The sequence below is a fragment of the Microbacterium luteolum genome (assembly GCF_039533965.1).
GTDB classification, from domain to species: Bacteria; Actinomycetota; Actinomycetes; order Actinomycetales; family Microbacteriaceae; genus Microbacterium; species Microbacterium luteolum.
Map to the genome: position 1 here is coordinate 2314368 of NZ_BAAAUN010000001.1, position 18092 is coordinate 2332459.

The 18092-nt window shown below is 69.0% G+C and carries 21 protein-coding genes; 7 read left to right on the forward strand and 14 right to left on the reverse strand.

Features of this window, described 5'->3' with window-relative positions:
* Window positions 1-51: 51 nt before the first annotated feature.
* The 4 genes from ABD648_RS11100 to ABD648_RS11115 form a co-directional block, all read right to left on the reverse strand.
* Complete coding sequence (locus tag ABD648_RS11100; protein ID WP_282215016.1) at window positions 52-1359, reverse strand: ABC transporter substrate-binding protein; 1308 nt, start codon at window positions 1357-1359, stop codon at window positions 52-54.
* Window positions 1360-1502: 143 nt separating this feature from the next.
* Window positions 1503-2741 (reverse strand): MFS transporter, encoded by a 1239-nt coding sequence (locus tag ABD648_RS11105; protein ID WP_282215017.1) that lies wholly within the window; start codon window positions 2739-2741, stop codon window positions 1503-1505.
* 55 nt (window positions 2742-2796) lie between these two features.
* The gene (locus ABD648_RS11110) at window positions 2797-3114 is read right to left on the reverse strand and encodes an ArsR/SmtB family transcription factor (protein WP_282215018.1); all 318 of its coding nucleotides are present in this window, start codon (window positions 3112-3114) and stop codon (window positions 2797-2799) included.
* Window positions 3111-3599 (reverse strand): SRPBCC domain-containing protein, encoded by a 489-nt coding sequence (locus ABD648_RS11115; RefSeq protein WP_282215019.1) that lies wholly within the window; start codon window positions 3597-3599, stop codon window positions 3111-3113. Before ABD648_RS11115 ends, ABD648_RS11110 begins: the two co-directional genes overlap by 4 nt.
* A 183-nt stretch (window positions 3600-3782) precedes the next feature.
* Between ABD648_RS11115 and ABD648_RS11120 the strand changes: the two genes are divergently transcribed.
* Window positions 3783-5342, forward strand: coding sequence for an SDR family oxidoreductase (locus ABD648_RS11120; RefSeq protein WP_282215020.1), 1560 nt, complete (start codon window positions 3783-3785; stop codon window positions 5340-5342).
* On the opposite strand, the gene ABD648_RS11125 is transcribed toward ABD648_RS11120, so the two are convergent.
* The 7 genes from ABD648_RS11125 to map all read right to left on the reverse strand — a co-directional run bounded on the left by ABD648_RS11125 (window position 5305) and on the right by map (window position 12220).
* Window positions 5305-5670, reverse strand: a complete 366-nt coding sequence (locus ABD648_RS11125; protein ID WP_282215021.1) for a HepT-like ribonuclease domain-containing protein — start codon at window positions 5668-5670, stop codon at window positions 5305-5307. The two genes, ABD648_RS11120 and ABD648_RS11125, sit on opposite strands and share 38 nt — an antisense overlap.
* A complete protein-coding gene (locus ABD648_RS11130) occupies window positions 5667-6122 on the reverse strand; it encodes a nucleotidyltransferase domain-containing protein (RefSeq protein WP_282215022.1) in 456 nt (151 codons plus the stop codon). The genes ABD648_RS11125 and ABD648_RS11130 overlap by 4 nt, the downstream gene beginning before the upstream one ends.
* Before the next feature lie 187 nt (window positions 6123-6309).
* A complete protein-coding gene (locus ABD648_RS11135; RefSeq protein ID WP_282215023.1) occupies window positions 6310-8070 on the reverse strand; it encodes a BCCT family transporter in 1761 nt (586 codons plus the stop codon).
* Between the two features lie 309 nt (window positions 8071-8379).
* On the reverse strand, window positions 8380-10161 hold the full coding sequence (locus tag ABD648_RS11140; protein WP_282215024.1) for an ABC1 kinase family protein: 1782 nt from the start codon (window positions 10159-10161) through the stop codon (window positions 8380-8382).
* A 27-nt stretch (window positions 10162-10188) separates the two neighbouring features.
* Window positions 10189-10809 (reverse strand): PadR family transcriptional regulator, encoded by a 621-nt coding sequence (locus tag ABD648_RS11145; RefSeq protein ID WP_282215025.1) that lies wholly within the window; start codon window positions 10807-10809, stop codon window positions 10189-10191.
* An 80-nt stretch (window positions 10810-10889) separates the two neighbouring features.
* Window positions 10890-11378: a hypothetical protein gene (locus ABD648_RS11150; RefSeq protein WP_282215026.1), complete on the reverse strand. Its 489-nt coding sequence runs from the start codon at window positions 11376-11378 to the stop codon at window positions 10890-10892.
* A gap of 68 nt (window positions 11379-11446) precedes the next feature.
* The gene (map, locus tag ABD648_RS11155) at window positions 11447-12220 is read right to left on the reverse strand and encodes a type I methionyl aminopeptidase (RefSeq protein ID WP_282215027.1); all 774 of its coding nucleotides are present in this window, start codon (window positions 12218-12220) and stop codon (window positions 11447-11449) included.
* A gap of 65 nt (window positions 12221-12285) precedes the next feature.
* Here map and ABD648_RS11160 point away from each other — a divergent pair, with 65 nt between their 5' ends.
* The 3 genes from ABD648_RS11160 to ABD648_RS11170 all read left to right on the forward strand — a co-directional run bounded on the left by ABD648_RS11160 (window position 12286) and on the right by ABD648_RS11170 (window position 13329).
* The gene (locus tag ABD648_RS11160) at window positions 12286-12567 is read left to right on the forward strand and encodes a helix-turn-helix domain-containing protein (protein ID WP_282217540.1); all 282 of its coding nucleotides are present in this window, start codon (window positions 12286-12288) and stop codon (window positions 12565-12567) included.
* 139 nt (window positions 12568-12706) lie between these two features.
* Window positions 12707-12940 (forward strand): FitA-like ribbon-helix-helix domain-containing protein, encoded by a 234-nt coding sequence (locus tag ABD648_RS11165; RefSeq protein ID WP_282215028.1) that lies wholly within the window; start codon window positions 12707-12709, stop codon window positions 12938-12940.
* On the forward strand, window positions 12937-13329 hold the full coding sequence (locus ABD648_RS11170) for a type II toxin-antitoxin system VapC family toxin (protein WP_282215029.1): 393 nt from the start codon (window positions 12937-12939) through the stop codon (window positions 13327-13329). Before ABD648_RS11165 ends, ABD648_RS11170 begins: the two co-directional genes overlap by 4 nt.
* 41 nt (window positions 13330-13370) lie before the next feature.
* Here ABD648_RS11170 and ABD648_RS11175 read toward each other — a convergent pair whose 3' ends face one another.
* Entirely contained in the window at window positions 13371-13676 is a 306-nt protein-coding gene (locus ABD648_RS11175) for an ArsR/SmtB family transcription factor (RefSeq protein WP_282215030.1), read from the reverse strand.
* Between the two features lie 80 nt (window positions 13677-13756).
* Here ABD648_RS11175 and ABD648_RS11180 point away from each other — a divergent pair, with 80 nt between their 5' ends.
* Entirely contained in the window at window positions 13757-14998 is a 1242-nt protein-coding gene (locus ABD648_RS11180; RefSeq protein WP_282215031.1) for an MFS transporter, read from the forward strand.
* 132 nt (window positions 14999-15130) lie between these two features.
* On the opposite strand, the gene ABD648_RS11185 is transcribed toward ABD648_RS11180, so the two are convergent.
* Both ABD648_RS11185 and ABD648_RS11190 read right to left on the reverse strand, forming a co-directional pair.
* Entirely contained in the window at window positions 15131-16552 is a 1422-nt protein-coding gene (locus tag ABD648_RS11185) for an MFS transporter (RefSeq protein ID WP_282215032.1), read from the reverse strand.
* Window positions 16553-16632: 80 nt separating this feature from the next.
* Entirely contained in the window at window positions 16633-17199 is a 567-nt protein-coding gene (locus ABD648_RS11190) for a TetR/AcrR family transcriptional regulator (protein ID WP_282215033.1), read from the reverse strand.
* A 181-nt stretch (window positions 17200-17380) separates the two neighbouring features.
* On the opposite strand from ABD648_RS11190, the gene ABD648_RS11195 reads away from it, so the two are divergent.
* The gene (locus tag ABD648_RS11195; RefSeq protein WP_282215034.1) at window positions 17381-17869 is read left to right on the forward strand and encodes a DUF2975 domain-containing protein; all 489 of its coding nucleotides are present in this window, start codon (window positions 17381-17383) and stop codon (window positions 17867-17869) included.
* Window positions 17869-18084, forward strand: a complete 216-nt coding sequence (locus ABD648_RS11200; RefSeq protein ID WP_282215035.1) for a helix-turn-helix domain-containing protein — start codon at window positions 17869-17871, stop codon at window positions 18082-18084. The genes ABD648_RS11195 and ABD648_RS11200 overlap by 1 nt, the downstream gene beginning before the upstream one ends.
* The last annotated feature ends 8 nt before the right edge of the window (window positions 18085-18092 follow it).

The following is an 18092-nucleotide window of genomic DNA, read 5'->3' on the forward strand; positions in this document are numbered from 1 at the left end:
ACTGTGGCCTGAACTCGCGCTCAGGCCACAGTCATGGACGTCGGTCCGTGGTCAGCCGGCGACCTTCTCGCCGGCGGCCTGCATCTGGGCGAGTCCGTCGTCGACGGACACCTGGCCGTTGAGGATCGAGACCAGGATCGGACGGATCTCGTTCGTGATGTCGGCGATGACCGGCGACACGATGGGCGGCATCGCACTCGCGATCGAGTCGTTGGCCGCAGCACCGTAGGGAGAGTTCTTCTCCGTCACCATTCCCTCGCGGGCCGGGTAGGCCGCGGGGACGGATGCCTTGGAGGCGTCTTCGCTCACCGCGGACGCCATCATGTTGAACAGCATGTCATGGTCGAGCTTCGTGTTGAACGGGATGGACCAGCCGTCGATCGAGAGGCGGTTGTACGAGTACTGCGCGTCGTCGGTGACCTTCGGCGCACCCGCGAAGCCGAACGAGTCGGACAGTTTGGAGTTGGCCGGAAGCGTCAGGTCGAACATGCGGCCGGAGAACATGATCGACATGGCCGCCGTCCCGTTGAACATCTGCTGCTGCACCTTGGGCTGGTCGAAGGTCGTCACCTGCGGGTCCATGTAGGGCTTCAGCGAGAGCATCGCCTCGACAGCCTGCTTGGCCTCGGGAGTGTCGAGCGTGACCTCGCCGTCCTTGCTGACAAAGTCGGCGCCGAGAGAGTTCATCGCGCCCTCGAAGCCGGTGGTGACGTCGGCGGTCGCGAGCCAGGGCAGCGCGATCGGGTAGTCCATGAGCCCGGCGCCCTTGATGGCCTCGGCGGCGTCGATCATCTCGTCGAAGGTGGTGGGGACCTCGAGGCCGAGGTCCTCGAAGACGTCAGTGCGGTACGCCATCACAAACATCTGCGCCTGCATCGGGATCGCGTAGATCTCGCCGTCGTACGACATGCCCTCGACCATGGACTTGCTGATCTCGTCGAGACCGTAATCGCCGGCGTACTTGTCCCAGAGGTCGTTCAGCGGAACGAGCTTCTCCTCCTCGCCGAAGCCCGGGATGACGAAGCCGTACGTCTCGATGATGTCGTAGGTGCCGGTGTCGCCCGCGAGGGTGGCCGTGGTCTTGGTGACCTGTCCGCCGAAGTCGATCGGGTCGTGCTTGAGCGTGACGTCCTTGGTCGTGCAGCTCGACACCATCGTGTCGGTGAAGGGGTCGATCGCCGAGGAGTTGTAGGCGAGGACGTTGACCGTCGTCTTGCCTTCGGGTGCCTTGTAGTCACATGACACTGTCGTCGAGTTTTCGTTGTCGGTGCGGGAGCCCGCGCCGCAGCTGGTGAGGGCGACGATGCCCACGGCTGCGAGTGCGAGAACCGGCAATGCCCGATGCTTGTTGAGTCCCATATGGGTGATGGTATACGTATGCAGTCAACTTAGGGAAGCCTATTTTTTAGGAATGTATTCCCACTGAATACGTATACGTAACGATTCCCCGTCCGCCCTTGCGGAAGGCGGTGGCACGGCGGGCGGAGAACGCCCGCCAGCGCTCAGTCGGAGCGTGGGCGCCGCTTCTCGAGCGCACCGCAGAGCAGGACGGCTACGAGCCCGGCCACAGGGGCGATGAGGAGCCCCGCGCGCAGGCTCTCGTTGTCGGCGATGAAGCCGACGAACGGCGGCGACAGCAGGAATCCGACGCGCAGGAGCCACGACAGCACGGTGAGCCCGACACCCTGTGGCAGCCCCGGCAGCTCGTCGGCGGCGTGCATGGCCGCGGGGATCAGCGTCGCGATGCCGAAGCCGAGGGCGGCGAATCCGAGGATCGTCCCCGGCACGCTGGGGAAGGCGAGCGCGAGCCCCATGCCCACCGCGGCGATCAGCCCACCGGCACCGGCGACGAGGCGCTGGCCGAACCGGTCGGTCAACCCGTCCCCGAGGATGCGGCCGATGAACTGGGCGAGCATGAGCGCGATGAAGCCGAGCGGAGCGATCGCGGCGGCCGCGTCGAGCGAGTCCCCGAGGTATAGCGTCGCCCAGGAGTTGCCGGCATCCTCACCCACCGCCCCGGCCATCGCGATGAGGGTGAGGGCCGCGAGCACGAGGATGGTGCGCAGCTCCGGTCCGCGCCGCGCGGCCTGGCGGATCTCAGCACCCGCCGCGACAGCATCCTCCTCGGCCTCGTCGTCGCGCCCCGGTAGGCAGAAGCGCAGCGCACCGACGGCGACGGCGGCGAACACCGTGGTGGAGATCGCGAGATGGATGCCGACGGGCAGCCCGGTCGCGATCGCGACCGCGGCCATCGCACCGCCGAGCACGGCGCCGATCGACCAGATCGCGTGGAAGGAGTTGATAACCGAGCGGCCGTAGCGCCGCTGCACGCGCAGGCCGTGGGCGTTCTGCGCGACGTCGGTGATCGCATCGCAGGCGCCGGTCAGGAAGAGGGCTCCCGCGAACAGGAGGGCTGTCGGCGAGAGCCCGGCGAGCAGGTAGCCGATGCTCGTCAGCGCGGTGCCGAACACGGCGAGGCGCGCGGAGCCGAAGCGACGGATCAGCACGGCGGCGGCGAGGCCCGCGACGATCGCCCCGGCGGGGAGCGCAGCGATCGACAGCCCGTAGGCGGTGTTGTCGAGGCCGAGCGCCGCCTTGATCTCGGGGTAGCGCGGGAGGATGTTGGCGAACAGCGCGCCGTTCGTCAGGAACAGGGCGGAGACGGCGATGCGCGCGCGCCGGGCCGCGGCATCCGGGCCGGGTCGCGCGGCCGTGACCGTCTCGTCGTTCGGCTCGTCCATCGCGCCCATCTTTCCATGAGCGCTCCGCTCACCCCGACCTCGCAGACGTCGGCGGTCAGAGGCCTTCGGCGATCTCCTTGATCGCGGCGAGGCGACGGTCCCACTCGCGCCCGATCGCGTCCAGCTTCGCCGCGGTGGCGGCGAGCTCGGTGCCGATCACGCGGTACCGCAGTTCGCGACCGACCGGTACTGGCTCGACCAGCCCGACCTCCTGGAGCACCGCGAGGTGCTTGGCGATGGCCTGACGGCTGACCGGCAGACGCCCGGCGAGAGCGGATGCCGAAGCGTCGCCCTCGCCGAGAGCCGTCAGGATGCTCCACCGCGTCTCGTCGGCGAGCGCCGAGAACATCGGGATCAGCGTTCCGGTGGTCATGCGTCGCTCTCGGCTGCTTCGGATTCCACCAGCGCGACCATCTTGTCGAGTTCCAGGTCCCAGCCGGTGCGGTGGCTCTCGAGGTTCTCCAGGGGCGCGGAGGTGCGCTCGAAGCCGCTCTCGACCACGGTGAGCTGCGTGCCGCCGTCGATCTCGTCGAGCGTGAAGGTGAAGACGGTCGAGGTGCTCTCGTCGACCGCATCCGGGAGCTCGCCGAGCGCGTCGTCGTTGTTCCAGCGGTAGCTGATGAGGTGCGGCTCGTCGCGAGCCTCGATCCGGAGGGGGATGACGTCGTAGTCGGGGAACGTCATCGTGCCGGTCGCTCCGACCCCTGTGCCGTCGAGCACCGTGCGCCCGAACCAGCGCGAGATGTGCTCCGGCTCGGCGACCGCGCGCCAGACCTTGTCGATGGATGCCGCGATGCGGATCGTGCGCCGGACCGAGAAGGTGTCCTCGTCGATCACGGAACCAGTGTTCTCCGTCATGTTCACCATGATGCGTCCTTTCTTCGCGGAGCGGCCGGATCGCCACTCACCTGCAATTACAGAGTTGCACATTATCTCGGATGCTGCAACCCCTGAGTTGCATTTACTGCAGCTCCCATACATGCCCGCCCTCCCGTGCGCCACCCGCTTCACCGCGTCATCCCTCCGGCATACGCTCGACCCATGACCGAGCTCACCCAGCCCACCGGACGCGAAGAAGCACTGCGCGCCGTCCCCCGCGAAGACGGCACGGCGCCCCGTGCCCTGGTACTCGGGGCGACCGGCTACATCGGCGGCCGCCTCACCCCGCGCCTGCTCAACGCCGGCTACCGGGTGCGCGTGCTGGCCCGCGACGCCGTGCGCGCGGCATCCTTCCCCTGGGGTCCCGACTGCGAGATCGTCGAGGGATCGGCCGACGATGCGGATGCCGTGGCCGAGGCCATGACCGACGTCGACGTCGTCTACTACCTGATCCACTCGATGACCGCGGGCAAGGGGTTCGAGGAGAGCGACCATCGCGCCGCGACGACGGTGGCGGAGGCCGCGGCCTCTGCCGACGTGCACCGACTCGTGTACCTCGGCGGCCTGCACCCCGACGACGTGAAGCTGTCGCCGCATCTGCGCTCGCGCGTGGAGGTCGGCGAGACGTTCCTGCACTCCGGAGTGCCGACGCTCGTCCTCCAGGCCGGCGTCGTCATCGGATCGGGCTCGGCGTCGTTCGAGATGATCCGTCACCTGACCGATGTGCTGCCCTACATGCCCGCGCCGAAGTGGGTGCGCAACCGCATCCAGCCGATCGCCGTGCGCGACGTGCTGCACTATCTGCTCGGGGCGGCCCGGGTCGACGAGAGCGTGAACCGTGCGGTCGACATCGGCGGACCCGACGTGCTGCGGTACGGGCAGATGATGAACGGCTACGCGGTCGAGGCCGGTCTCCCGCAGCGGGCGATCGCCTCGCTGCCGGTGCTGACCCCCTGGCTCGCGTCGCACTGGGTGAACCTCGTGACGCCCGTGCCGCGATCGATCGCGCGACCGCTCGTGGCCTCGCTGCAGAACGAGTGCGTCGTCAAGGATCGCTCGGTCGACGAGCTCATCCCGCCGCCCGCCGACGGGCTCACGCCGTACCGCCGAGCGGTCGCCCTCGCGCTCGGACGCCTCGGCGCCGACACGATCGAGACCAGCTGGCAGGATGCCGAGGTCTCGGGCGCTCCGAGCGATCCGCTGCCGAGCGACCCCGACTGGGCGGGACGGACGGTCTTCACCGATGCCCGATCGCTCGAGACGAGGGCATCCGTCGACGACCTGTGGCGCGTGATCATCGGGATCGGCGGAGAGAACGGCTGGTACTCGTCACCGTTCCTCTGGGCGGTGCGCGGCGTGATGGATCGGCTGGTCGGCGGCGTGGGTCTGCGCCGCGGTCGACGCAGCCGCACGGCGGCGCGCATCGGCGACGCGATCGACTTCTGGCGCGTCGAGGCGGTGTCGCAGCCGCATTCAGGGGAAGAGGATGCCGGGCTGCTGCGCCTGCGCGCCGAGATGAAGGTGCCGGGCGAAGCTTGGCTCGAGCTGCGGGCGATCGCCGACGGCGGGGGCGCCCGTTACGAGCAGCGCGCGGTGTTCTTCCCGCGCGGCCTGGGCGGACGGCTGTACTGGTTGGCGGTGCTGCCCTTCCACGGCTTCATCTTCGCGGGCATGGCGGCACGCATCACGGCCGCGGCCGAGGGGCTCCCGCCCCAGACGTGATCGCCGCCTGCACGTGAGCCTCGAGTGCGGGAAAGGCCGTGGTCACCGTGCGCCAGAGCAGATCCCTGTCGATGCGGTCGTAGTGATGGACGACGAAGTCGCGGTTGCGCGCTGCCTGACGCCAGACGGGATCGGAGAAGCGCGCCTCATCGGCGTGCACGAGCCGCTTCGAGAGATCACCGATGCGATTCGAGAGCGCTTCGAATGCCAGCGGCAGCGCAGGGTCGACGTCGAAGGCCTCTCGACCGCGCTCAGCGAGGTCCGCGGCTCGAGCGAGGGCGTCTCGAAGATCGGCGAGCCATCGATCCACACGATCGGCGGAATTCACAACCGCACGGCTTCACGCAGGATCATCGCATCATGCTCAGGATTCAGCGCCGCCGCGCTCACGACGGACACCGGAACTCCGAGCAGAGCCTCCATGTCGATCTCGAACTGGGCGACATCGAAAAGTGTCGCGTCGGCATGCGGCGTGACCAGCAGATCCACGTCGCTGAGCTCGGTCTGGTCTCCGCGGGCGATGGATCCGTAGACCTGCACATCGCCCAGATGGGAGAGCGCGGCCAGGCGTTCGATGAGCGCGCGCTGTGCACGCAGCCGATCCAGACCGATCTTCGCCGGACCCGCCTCCGTCAACGCGAGAAAGCGGTCGTACGGGAGGAGCACCGCTTGCGGCCGACGGTGAGACCCGATGATCACCGGCTCGTCGGATCCGTCGCGAAACGATCCGATGATGCGCGAGAGGCCCGCCCGCGCATCCGAGACCGAGGTCACCTGCATCACGACTCCTTCACCTTCTGTACAGAAGATTGTACAGAATGAGCATCCGAATGCGGAGGATGCGGCGTTGCGACGGCGGGCGAGCGCGCGGAATCAGGCGGACGCGCGGAATCAGGCCGTTGCGACGAGAAACTGCCTGAATCCGCGTGATCGCCTGATGCGGCGCGACCCTCCCGCGGGTCGAGCCTCAGTCGATCGGACGCTCACTCGACCGCGGATGCTCTCCCAGCACCGCGCCCTGGGTGCCCGCCGACTCCGCAGTCTCCTCGGCGAGCCCGTCGAGGGAGGCTCCTGCGTCGGGATCCGGTTCGGCATCCGCTGTCGGGACGATGTCGATCGCCTCGGTGGCGGCCTCGTAGACCTCGGCGAGGGTGTCGTCGACCGAGTCCTCGTCGATCCAGGCGAGGTCGTCCTCGGAGTGGTCGTACTCGACCGGCACGAGGGCGAAGTCGTCGCCGTACTCCTCGAGTCCGGCCATGACGCTATGGCGCACGGCCATCCGGGCGTAGCGGTCGCGGAGGATCAGCGGATCGCGCCGCAGATCCTTCATGAACGCGACCATCATGAACGCCATGATCACCGCGAAGGGCAGCGCGGCGATGATCGTCACGTTCTGCAGTGAACGGAGTCCGCTCCCCTCCTCACCCGAGATGAGCAGCACCGCGGCGATCACACCGACCAGCACGCCCCAGGTGACCGTCACCCAGCGCGCGGGCTCGGGTCGGCCCTGCTGCGACAGCGTGCCCATCACCAGCGAGGCGGAATCCGCGCCGGTGATGAAGAAGATCGAGATCAGCAGGATCAGCAGGATGCTGGTGACCAGCGGGAGCGGGAGATTCCCGAGTACACCGAAGAGCACCTCCTCCGGCGGGTCGACGTTCAGTCCGGCGCCGTCCATCTGCTGCTGGATGGCCGTCGTGCCGAAGATCGAGAACCACACCAGCGAGATGGCCGAGGGCACGACGATGACGACCGACACGAACTGGCGGAGGGAGCGTCCGCGCGAGATCTTCGCGATGAACATGCCGACGAACGGCGACCACGAGATCCACCACGCCCAGTAGAAGATCGTCCAGGTCGACAGGAACGCCTGGGCCTCGTCACCCTGCGAGGCCGAGCGGGCGATCATCGTCGGCAGGTCGCCGAGGAACTGCACCGCGACCGACGGGATCACGTTGAGGATGAGCAGCGTCGGACCGACGAAGAACACGAAGAACGCCAGGATGAGCGCGGCGACCGCGTTGATGTTCGACAGCGCGCGGATGCCCTTGGAGACGCCCGAGACCGCCGACGCGATGAAGCAGGCGGTCAGCACGGCGATCGCCGCGACGAGGATGCCGTTGCCCAGCTCGCCGATCCCGGTGACGATCTCGACGCCGTGCCCGATCTGCAGGGCGCCGAGCCCGAGGGATGCCGCGGTGCCGAACAGCGTCACGATGATCGAGAAGACATCGATCGTGCGGCCGAGGGGTCCCGTGGTGCGGTGCTCGCCGAGGAGCGGCGCGAAGATCGAGGAGATGAGCGGGGTGCGGCCGCGGCGGAAGGCGCCGTAGGCGATGGCCCCTCCGACGAGCGCGTAGAAGGCCCAGGCCTGCGGACCCCAGTGGTAGAGCACCTGCGCCTGCGCGGTGTGCATCGCCTCGAGGGTGTTCGCCTCGACGGTTCCAGGCGGCGGGTTCTCGAAGAAGGTGAGGGGCTCGGCCGCGCCCCAGAACACGAGCCCGATGCCCATGCCGGCCGCGAACAGCATCGAGATCCACGAGAACATCGAGAATTCGGGCTCTTCGTCGTCGCGGCCGAGCGGGATGCGACCGTAGCGGCTGAAGCCGATGAAGAGCATGAACACCAGGATGACCGTGGCAATGGTCGTGAAGAAGAAGCCGGTGTACTCGACGACGGCGTCGAGGACGGTCCGGGTGGTTCCGGCGAGGTTGTCGCCCGCGAACACCCCCCCAGGCGATGAAGGCGACGGTCAGAGCGACCGCGATGCCGAAGACGAGCGGATCCGTGCGGTACGAGCGGCCGGTCTCCTCGACCGAGACGCCGGGCACGAGCGCCGGGTGCACGCTGCGCGGCGGAACCGCGGCGATGTCGCGGACGATCTTCTTCGCGGTCGGGACGATGCCCGTTCCCGGCGGTGGTCCTTCGGAGCGTGCGGCGGGCTTCTCGTCAGGGGTCTCCATGGAAGACCATTCTCCCATGCCCCTTCGACAGGCTCAGGGACCCAGCCCTGAGGCGCTGAGTCTGGGGAAGCGCGTCAGCGCGGCCCGCGCCGCCCGACTCCCGCGAAGACCGCGTGCAGCAGAGGCAGCGCCGAGACGCAGATCAGCGTGATGCCGAGCGGAGGCAGCGGCGTGACGAGCAGGGCTCCGCCCACGAGCATCGCGGCGAAGAGCACTCCTGACGCGATGCGACGGGCGATGCCCTCGAGCCGGTCGAGGCGGCGTTCGAGGCGCGAGGTGTCGAACGACACGTTGCCGTCGTCGATGCGCGTGATGATGTTGTCGATGCGCTTCGGCAGGCGCATCGTGAGGGCCGCGGTCTCCATGGCCTGCTTCGCCACGTCCTGGATGAGGTTGCCCGACTCATCGCGCAGCAGCCGCGCCGCATACGGCTCGGCGGCATCCCACACGTTGAACGCGGGGTTGAGGCCGCTGCACATGCCCGACGTCAGCGAGACGGCGCGGATGAGGAGCAGCATGTTCTCCGGCAGCTGGAGCGGGAGCGACCGCACCATGTCGCCGAACTCGTCGGCGAAGTCCTTGAACTCTCGGGGATCGACGGTGCTGAGCTCCGCGAACCCCATCCCCCCGAATCGCGCGAACAGGGCGGAGAGCGCGCGCTCGAGCTCGTTGGTGTCGGCCGACGGCAGCAGCACGCCGATCTCCTTCGCGGCCGCGACGAGTCCCCGGCTGTCGCGCCCGGCGACGGCGATGAGGAGCGTGCGCAGGCCGTTGCGGAGGTTGTCCGGCACCTCGGCCATCATCCCGAAGTCGATGAATGTGAGCCGGAAGTTCCGCTCCCGAGTCCCTGAATCCGCACCCTGGGTCCCTGCGCGCGCACCCTGGGCCCCTGAATCCGCACCCTGGGTCCCTGAGCCTGTCGAAGGGCCCGCCTCGGAGACCGGTGTCACGAAGATGTTCCCCGGATGGGGGTCGGCGTGCACGAAGCTGTGCGTGAACACCTGGTCGAACATCACCTCGGCGAACACGTCGGCGACCTGGGAGGGGTCGATGCCGGCGGCGCGCAGCGCGTCGATGTCGTTGATCTTGATCGCCGTGACATCCGACAGCGTGAGCACACGCCGGGTCGACCGCTCCCAGACGATCTCGGGGGTGTCGACGCGCGGATCGGCGGCGAAGTTCTCGCGGAACCGCTCGGCGCTCGCGGCCTCGTGCAGGTAGTCGATCTCCTCGAGGCTCGTCTGCGCGAACTCCTCGACGAGCGCGGGGGCGTCGACCCGATCCGAGACGAGCCGCACGCGCATCGCCCAGCGCGCCACGCGGCGGAGGGCAGCGAGGTCGACCGCGACGATCTCGTCGATGCCGGGACGCTGCACCTTCACGACCACCGTGTCGAGTCCCGTGTCGGCGGCGTCCTGCTCCGAGAGCCGGGCGCGATGCGCCTGACCGAGGGATGCCGCGGCCACCGGAGTCTCGTCGAACCAGGCGTAGGCGCGGGCCAGCGGCATCCCGAGCTCGGCTTCGGCGACCACACGGAGGTCGGCGAACGGCACGGCCGGGACCTCGTCCTGCAGCCCCTCCAGCTCGGCCGTGATCTCGGGCGGCAGCACGTCGAGGCGCGACGACATGAACTGCCCGACCTTGATCATGAGTCCGCCGAGTTCGACGGCGAGCACATGGAAACGCCGGGCGAACCTCTGCATCCGCGGTCCGCGCGTGCGCTCCGCGACCGACGTCATGCCGAGGCGCGGCAGCACGAGCTCGTACCACCAGACCTTGAGGAACTCGCGTGCCGCGAACGACAGGATGCGACGGTAGCGGGCGCGGTGCACGCCCTGGGCCGCGGCATCCGTCATCGGTGGGTCTCCTTCATCACCCCGGTATCAGTCCTGAGCGAGGATGGAGTAGAGCTTACGGCGCGCGTCGTCGAGGATCTCGATCGCGGCCTGCACCTGCTCGGGCGAACCGCTGCGACCGACCGCGGCAGCGGCACCGGCGAGGTCGACGCCCGCCTTGGGGAGCGCGGTGAAGCGCGGGTCGTTGCGGTGGCCGTCCTTGTCGGACGACTCCCACGGAGCCTTCGTCTCGGACGACTCGTCGGCGACGGCGCGACCGGCCTCGGTGAGCGAGTAGGTCTTGCGACCGTTCTGCTCCTCGGCCGAGATGAGGCCCTCGTCGGCAAGCAGCTGGAGGGTCGGGTAGACCGATCCGGCGCTGGGCTTCCACGATCCGCCGCTGCGCTCGGCGATCTCGTTGATGATCTGGTAACCGTGCATCGGCTTCTCGGCGAGCAGAGAGAGCACCGCCGTGCGGACGTCGCCGCGGGCCATGCGCGAGCCGCCGGACGGACGCTGCTCGAAGGACTTGCGGAACTGGTCGAACGCGTCGAAGAGTGCGCCGGCCGGACCGTTGGCACCGCCGAGGCCGCCGGTGCCGAAGATGCTGGTGAGCGGGTTGTCGGCGTTGCTGCTGCCGGCTGCACCGAAGGGGAATGAGTTGTTCATGATGACCTCCCGGGTCTGCGGTGAACGATACTCAACGATATATCGTTAACCCTGAACGCCGGGTGGGAGTTTCATCGCGTTCACGACCCCTGGGCATCGTGGACGACACCCCAGGTCTTGTGTGCCGCGTCGAGCAGCACGGGCAGTTCGGCATCCGGCGCCGCGCGTCCGGCGGCGACGCACCGCCGATCGCCGCAGGCGTGCACGACGAACTCCTCGTCGACCGTGGGCAGGCGCAGCTGCAGCTGGTATCGGAGGCTCTCATCGCTGGTCTCGAACGCGGCGACGACCGGCAGCACGACGGCAGCGCCGGTCTCCTGAAGTGCGACCGTCGAGGCGACGCTCGTTCCGGCGTTGATCCAGAGCCCCGCGGCGAGCAGCACGATGACCGCGCATCCGAAGGCCATGAGCGCGAACTCCCACCACCAGGGCGCCAGCGAGCGGAAGCTCAGGGCGAAGCCGGCCACCCCGACCACGGCGAGGATCACCGCCGTGATCCGTTGCCCCGCGCCGCCGCGGCGACTGGTCAGGTCGATCTGCGTCCACTCGGGAGGCGCGGTGCCGGGCATGCTGCCACTCTAGGCGGCGGTCGGCGGAGCCGGCAGATCCTCTGCTGACCGCAGGCGGATGCTGCGGCTCAGACCCGCGGAAGGGTGAGGATCTCGGCGCCCTCCGCGGTGACCGCGATCGTGTGCTCGGTGTGCGCGGTGCGGCATCCGGTCGCGCTGCGCAGGGTCCAGCCGTCGGCGTCGGTGACCAGCTCGTCGGTGTCGGCCATGACCCACGGCTCGAGCGCCAGCAGCAGCCCGGGGCGCATGATGTAGCCGCGACCAGGACGCCCGTCGTTCGCGACATGCGGGTCCTGGTGCATGGTCGATCCGATGCCGTGCCCGCCGAACTCGAGGTTGACCGAGTAGCCGGCGCCGCGCAGCACCGTGCCGATCGCGCGCGACAGGTCGCCGATGCGGGCGCCGGGTCGCACGGCCGCGATACCGGCGGCGAGTGCGCGCTCGGTCGCGTCGATCAGTGCCAGATCCTCGGGCGCCTGGGTGTCGCCCACGATGAAGCTGATCGCCGCGTCGGCCGAGATGCCGCGCAGGGTGACGGCCAGGTCGAGGGTCAGCAGGTCGCCGTCGGCGAGGGCGTAGTCGTGCGGCATGCCGTGGAGGACCGCGTCGTTGACCGCGGTGCAGACGTAATGGCCGAAGGGTCCGCGTCCGAACGAGGGCGCGTAGTCGACGTAGCAGGATTCGGCTCCGGCATCCTCGATCATCTGCTTCGTCCACCGGTCGAGGTCGAGCAGGTTCACGCCGACGACCGCGCGCTTCTTCAGGCTCTGCAGGATGCCGCCGACGAGTGCACCGGCGTCGCGCGCACGGACGAGCTCGTCGTCGTTCAGGATCTCGATCATGGTTCTCTCTCCGATTCCGATAACTATCCCGGTAATACTATCCCGGGATTAGTATGGGCATCATGATGGTCCGGATGCCGCTCACCCCCGCCGAGGTCGAACGCGGCGAGCGCCTCGGCGCCCTGCTGCGACAGGCGCGCGGCGAGCGGTCGATGCTCGCTGTCGCCCTGGACGCCGGCGTCTCGCCCGAGACCCTGCGCAAGATCGAGTCCGGCCGAGTGGCGACGCCCGCCTTCTCGACGATCGCGGCGATCAGCGGCGTGCTCGGCATCTCGCTCGACGCCGTCTGGGCCGAGATCGGGACGGATGCCGCGGGGCGGACGAACGCGGGACGCATCGCGTCCTGACCATTTCTGCACAGTCGGTGTCCGCGAGAATCCGCCCACGGATTGCGTCTTCCCGGCGCGGACTGCGGTGGTGATTCCCCCAGGCTGGACGCATGAGAAACCCTTCCCTTCCGTCGGAGAACGCATGCATACTGTAAGCATGCCGAACGTGCTGATCCGCGACCTCGATCCCGGCGTCCACGCCGTGCTCACGGCGCGGGCCGAGGCGCACGGCCAGTCGCTGCAGCAGTATCTGACCGCTGAGCTCACACGCCTTGCCGGGCAGCCGACGCTCGGCGAGCTGTTCGCCGAGCTCGCGAGTCGCCCACCGCAGGCCTCCCTTCCGGCGAGCGCGATCGTGTCGGCGATCCACGACGGCCGTCGCACAGGATGATCGTCGTCGATGCCTCCGTCGTCGTCGATCTGCTGACCACGACGGGCGGACCGTCGCGGCTCCACGAACGGCTGGTCACCGAGCATCTGATCGCGCCCGAGATCCTCCCGATCGAGGTCGCCTCGGCCCTGCGCGGTCTGAACCGCGGCGGCGTGGTCAGCGACGAACGCCTCGACCGTGCGGCATCCGACCTGCGCCGTCTGCGGCTCGAGCTGTATCCGTCACTGCCGCTCGTGCCGCGCGTGCTCGACCTGCGCCAGAACCTCAGCGCCTATGACGCCGCCTACGTCGTCCTCGCCGAGGTCACGAGGTCGGCGCTGCTCACTCTCGACCAGCGCCTGGCTCGTGCGGCCGCGGCGCACTGCGCCGTGGAGGTACCGGCACGCTGAGCGGGCGCGCGCGGGAGCGCCCGGCTCAGGCGCGCTCCCCCTCAACCCCGGAGCACGGATTCGAGCAGCCCGGGGAAGAGCGTGTCGAGGTCGTCTCGTCGGAGCGTCAGCATCCGTCGCCGTCCGTTGGGTTCGTTGCGGATGACACCGGCCTCGCGCAGCACCTTCATGAAATGCGACTTGGTCGACTTCGGCAGATTCGGGTCAGTGGCGTGGCAGGCGGCCATGTCGAGCGGGCCGTCGGCGAGCTGACGGGCGATGGCCAGGCGCTCGGGGTCACTGAGCGCGAAGAGCACGTCCGTGAGCTGGATCTCGGAGCGCTCCGGGTGGGGAAGATCGCCAGGCATGGTTCGAGAATAGTTGAACAATTGCGAGATAGCGAGTACGCTCCGATAGTTCGATGATTCTCGAACCCAGAGGAGCACGCATGACCACCACCGAGCCGATCGTCCGCCCGCCGGCAGATGCCGCTGCCGTTCCGCAGGCCCAGGGCTCTCAGATCCCCCGCGCCCGGTTCGGGTTCGGGCTGGCGATCGTCGCGCAGGTGGCGATGATGATCGCGGCGAGCGCGCCTTCGCCGTTCTACCCGGTGCTCGCACAGGACATCGGCTTCGATGCGATCGTGATCGCTGCGGTCTTCGCCGTGTACGCCGTCTCCCTGCTGCTGACGCTCCTGACCGCCGGCTCCCTGTCCGACCACATCGGTCGCAGACCGGTCGTCATCGCGGGTCTCCTGCTCCTGGCGGGCAGCATGTTCCTGTTCTGGCACGCGGATGCCGTGGCGACACTGTTCTTCGCCCGAATTCTGCAGGGCATTGCGAGTGGTCTGCTCATCTCGGCACTCTCGGCGACCGCCCTCGACTTCGCACCGGGCGGGCGCGCGGGCGTCGCGGCCCTGTGGAACGCGCTGAGCCCCGGCATCGGGCTGGCCCTCGGAGCACTCGCCTCCGGAATGGTGCTCGACCTGAGCGGCGACGCGCTGCTCGACGTCTTCGCGCCCCTGAGCACCGCGTACCTCCTGCTCGCCGTGCTGTTCTTCCTCGTGCCGGAGACCGCGCCGCGCAAGCCCGGCGTGTGGGCTTCGCTCAGCTTCCGGCTGTCGATCCCGCCTGCGATCAGGGCGGACTTCTGGCGCGGCGCTCCGGCGGTGGTGGCGGGCTGGGCCACCGGCGGACTGTTCCTGTCGCTCGGCGCGAACATCGTGCACAACGAGCTCGGCGGCTCCGCGCACGTCTGGCAGGGACTCGCGGTCGCGATGCTCGCCGGCGTCGGCGCGATCACCGCATTCCTGATGCGTCATCGGCGCCCACGCACGTCGGTCGTGTTCGGGACCACGGCGCTGGCCATCGGCACCGCCCTGTCGCTCGCGGCGCTGGGACTCGGATCGCTGCCCTTCTATCTCGCCGCGACCGCCGTGACCGGGATGGGCTTCGGCACCGGATTCTCGGGGGTCGTCGCCTCGCTCGCCCCGCGCATCCCCGCGACCCAGCGCGCCGACACATTCGCCGTCATCTACCTGCTCGCCTACCTGGCCTTCGGAGTCCCTGCGGTGATCGCCGGATCGCTCGTCGGCATCGTCGGCCTCGAGACGGTCTGCATCGGATACGGGATCGTCGTGATCGCCCTGGCGGTCGTGGCGCTGGTGTCGCGCGTGCGCCGCGCGGACTGAGGCGAACCCCGCCCGCACGACCCACCCCCGCACCGCATCGGGAGGAGAACTCGCTCTCGGGCTGACGAATCCGCAGGAATCCTCCGCCCCTGAGAGAGTTCTCCTCCCGAGTGCACCCTCAAGCCGCGAACCTCACCCCCGCCGCCACACCGCCACGACCCCCGCACCGACCACGGCCAGCGCGGCGGCTCCGAGGAAGAGCCAGGCGAAGCCGCCGGTGAGAGCATCCGCCGCTGTCGCGCCGTCCGCCTCGAGAGCGGCGGTACGCAGTCCGGCGATGGTCCCGAGCACGGCCAGACCGACGGCGCCGCCGATCTGCTGGCTCGTGTTGATGAGTCCACCGGCGAGTCCCGCCTCGCCACCCTCGACGCCGTCGACCGCGAGCTGCGTCGTGGCGACGAAGGCTCCGCCGAGGCCGATGCCGATCAGGAGCGTCGGGCCGAGCAGCTGCGCGACGAACGCGGCATCCGAGGGCGCCGCAGCGAGCCAGACCAGGCCGCCGGCGAGCACGAGCAGCGACCCGATGAGCACGGGGCGCACACCGAGCCGTCCGATCAGGCTCGGCACCGCTCCGGCCACGAGCACCAGGGCACCGGCGAGCGGAAGCTGCGAGAGCCCGGCGGCGAGCGCGTCGTATCCGAGCACCGCCTGCATGTAGACCGACAGCGCGAAGAACAGCGCGACCATCGCAGCGCCGCCCAAAACCATCACGACGTTGCCGAGCGCGAGGCTGCGGTTGCGGAACACCGACAGCGGCACGAGCGGCTCGGCAGTCCGACGCTCGATCACGAGGAAGGCGGCTCCCAGCACCAGCGCGCCCGCGAAGAGCACGAGAGGGAGCGGATGCAGGAACCCGAGCTGCTCGACGGCGCTGAAGCCGCCGACCAGGGCGACGAGCGCGGCCGTGACAGTGACGGCGCCGGCGACATCCAGACGTCCGGGGGTGCGCGCACCGTCGCGGGTGACGAGCAGCGGGATCGCGATCAACACGATCGCGCCGATCGGAACGTTCACGAAGAACACGGACTGCCAGCCGAGGGTCGCGGTGAGCACGCCTCCGAGCAGCACACCGGCCGCGGATCCGATGCCGGCCACGCCGCCCCACACGCCGAGCGCCGTGGTGCGCTCCTTGGCGTCGGGGAAGAGGTGGGTGAGCAGCGCCAGAGCCGCCGGGGCGAGGAGTGCCGCCGACGCGCCCTGCAGCGCGCGAGCCGCCAGGAGCATCTCGGCCGAGAACGAGAGACCGGCCAGGGCGGATGCCGCGACGAATCCGGCCGTCCCGACGAGGAACACCCGGCGGTGGCCGTAGCGGTCGGCCAGTCGTCCGCCGAGGAGCAGCAGCCCGCCGAAGGCGAGGACGTACGCGGTGATGACCCAAGCGAGCGCGCCGGTGTCCATGCCGAGCTGCTGCCCGAGCACGGGGAGCGCGATGTTCACGATCGAGGCGTCGAGCACCACGAGGAACTGCGCGAGCGCGAGAACACTGAGCGCGAGCCAGCGGCGCGAACTGCGCGGCGCAGCATCCTGCGCGGTGGGAACGGTGAGAGTGGACATGATCTTCCTTTCGGGGTGATGAGTGATTGCTCACTCACTCTTGCGGCCACACGAGAGCCCGGACGAGCCGGGCCGGTGATTCAGTCGGGGTGGCGGATGCCGCGGGTCAGCAGTTTCGCCCACTGCTCCGGGTGCCCGTCGAGCTGGGCGGTGACGATGAGGTGGCACAGCTGGCCGAAGGCGATGAAGCGCTGCACATCTTCGTCGGAGCCGCCGGAGCGACTCTGCGCGAAGGCGGTCACGCGACCCAGCCCGGTGCGAAGTGCCGCGCCGACCTCCGGGATCTCGGCCACGGACTGCGCATGCACCTGCAGCATGAGCAGCTTCCGGTCCGAAATCAGGTGCGCGTACGCGTCACCCATGGCGTCGAGGATCGCCTCGGGCGTCTGTTCGGCAGCAGCATCCGCTCCCTCTTCGAGGGCGACGAGGATCGCTTCGAAGCAGGCCTCGAGCGCGGCGATGAACAGCGCCTCCTTGCCCGAGTAGAGCTTGAAGACGTAAGCCGGCGAGATCTTCGCCTCACGTGCGACATCCGCGACGGTCGTGCCGTGATAGCCGCCGCGAGCGAACTCGGCGAGCGCCGCCGACGCCACGAGGGGGCGACGGGCGTCGGCCGTGGAGAGGATCGAGCTACGCGTCGTGGACATATGAGTGACTGTACACTCACTCTCCTGCGCGTGCAAGAGTCGAACGCTGGGCGTGAAGAGTCATAGATTGTCGCCTGACCTGCGTGCGACGCGGCATTCCGTGACTCCTCACCGCCGCACAACTTGCCGTATCTGTCGATAAACGATAGATTCCTACTGTTCTTCGATGAAAGGTGAAACCATGCGGAAAGCGACGATCGTCGTGCTGCAGGTCGTGATCGCGATCGCGCTGGTCGGGTCGGTGGCCGTTCAGGCACTCATCGCCCCGCTGCTCTGGCTCGATCTCGGCGAAGGCGAGCTCTTGGGACGGATCTTCCTCGTGGGCGTCGTCGTCCTCGGCGTCGGCACGCTGCAGGTGTTCGGCATCTGCGTGTGGCTGCTGCTCAACCGGGTGCGGCGCGGATCGATCTTCTCGGAGTCGTCGTTCCTCTACGTCGACGTGATCATCGCGGCGATCCTCGTCGCCGCGATCCTGGCGCTGGCACTGGCGATCGCACTCGCCCCTGGCGATGCGGCGCCCGGAGTCGTGGGCCTGATCTGCGGGGCATCGCTCGTCCTCGGCGGCATGGCGCTGCTCGTCGTCGTGATGAAGGCGCTGCTGCGTCAGGCGGTCGCCAGCGAGACCGAGGCGCAGTCGCTGCGCTCCGAGCTCGACAACGAGGTGATCTGATGCCCGTCGTCGTCGACATCGACGTGATGATGGCCCGGCGCAAGATGAGCGTCGGCGAGCTGGCCGAGCGCATCGGCATCACCCCGACCAACCTCGCGGTGCTCAAGAACGGACGCGCGAAGGCGGTGCGCTTCACGACCCTGGATGCTCTGTGCGAGGTGCTCGAGTGCCAGCCCGGCGACCTGCTGCGCTGGGAGGCCGAGGGCGCCGACTGACCCGGCCG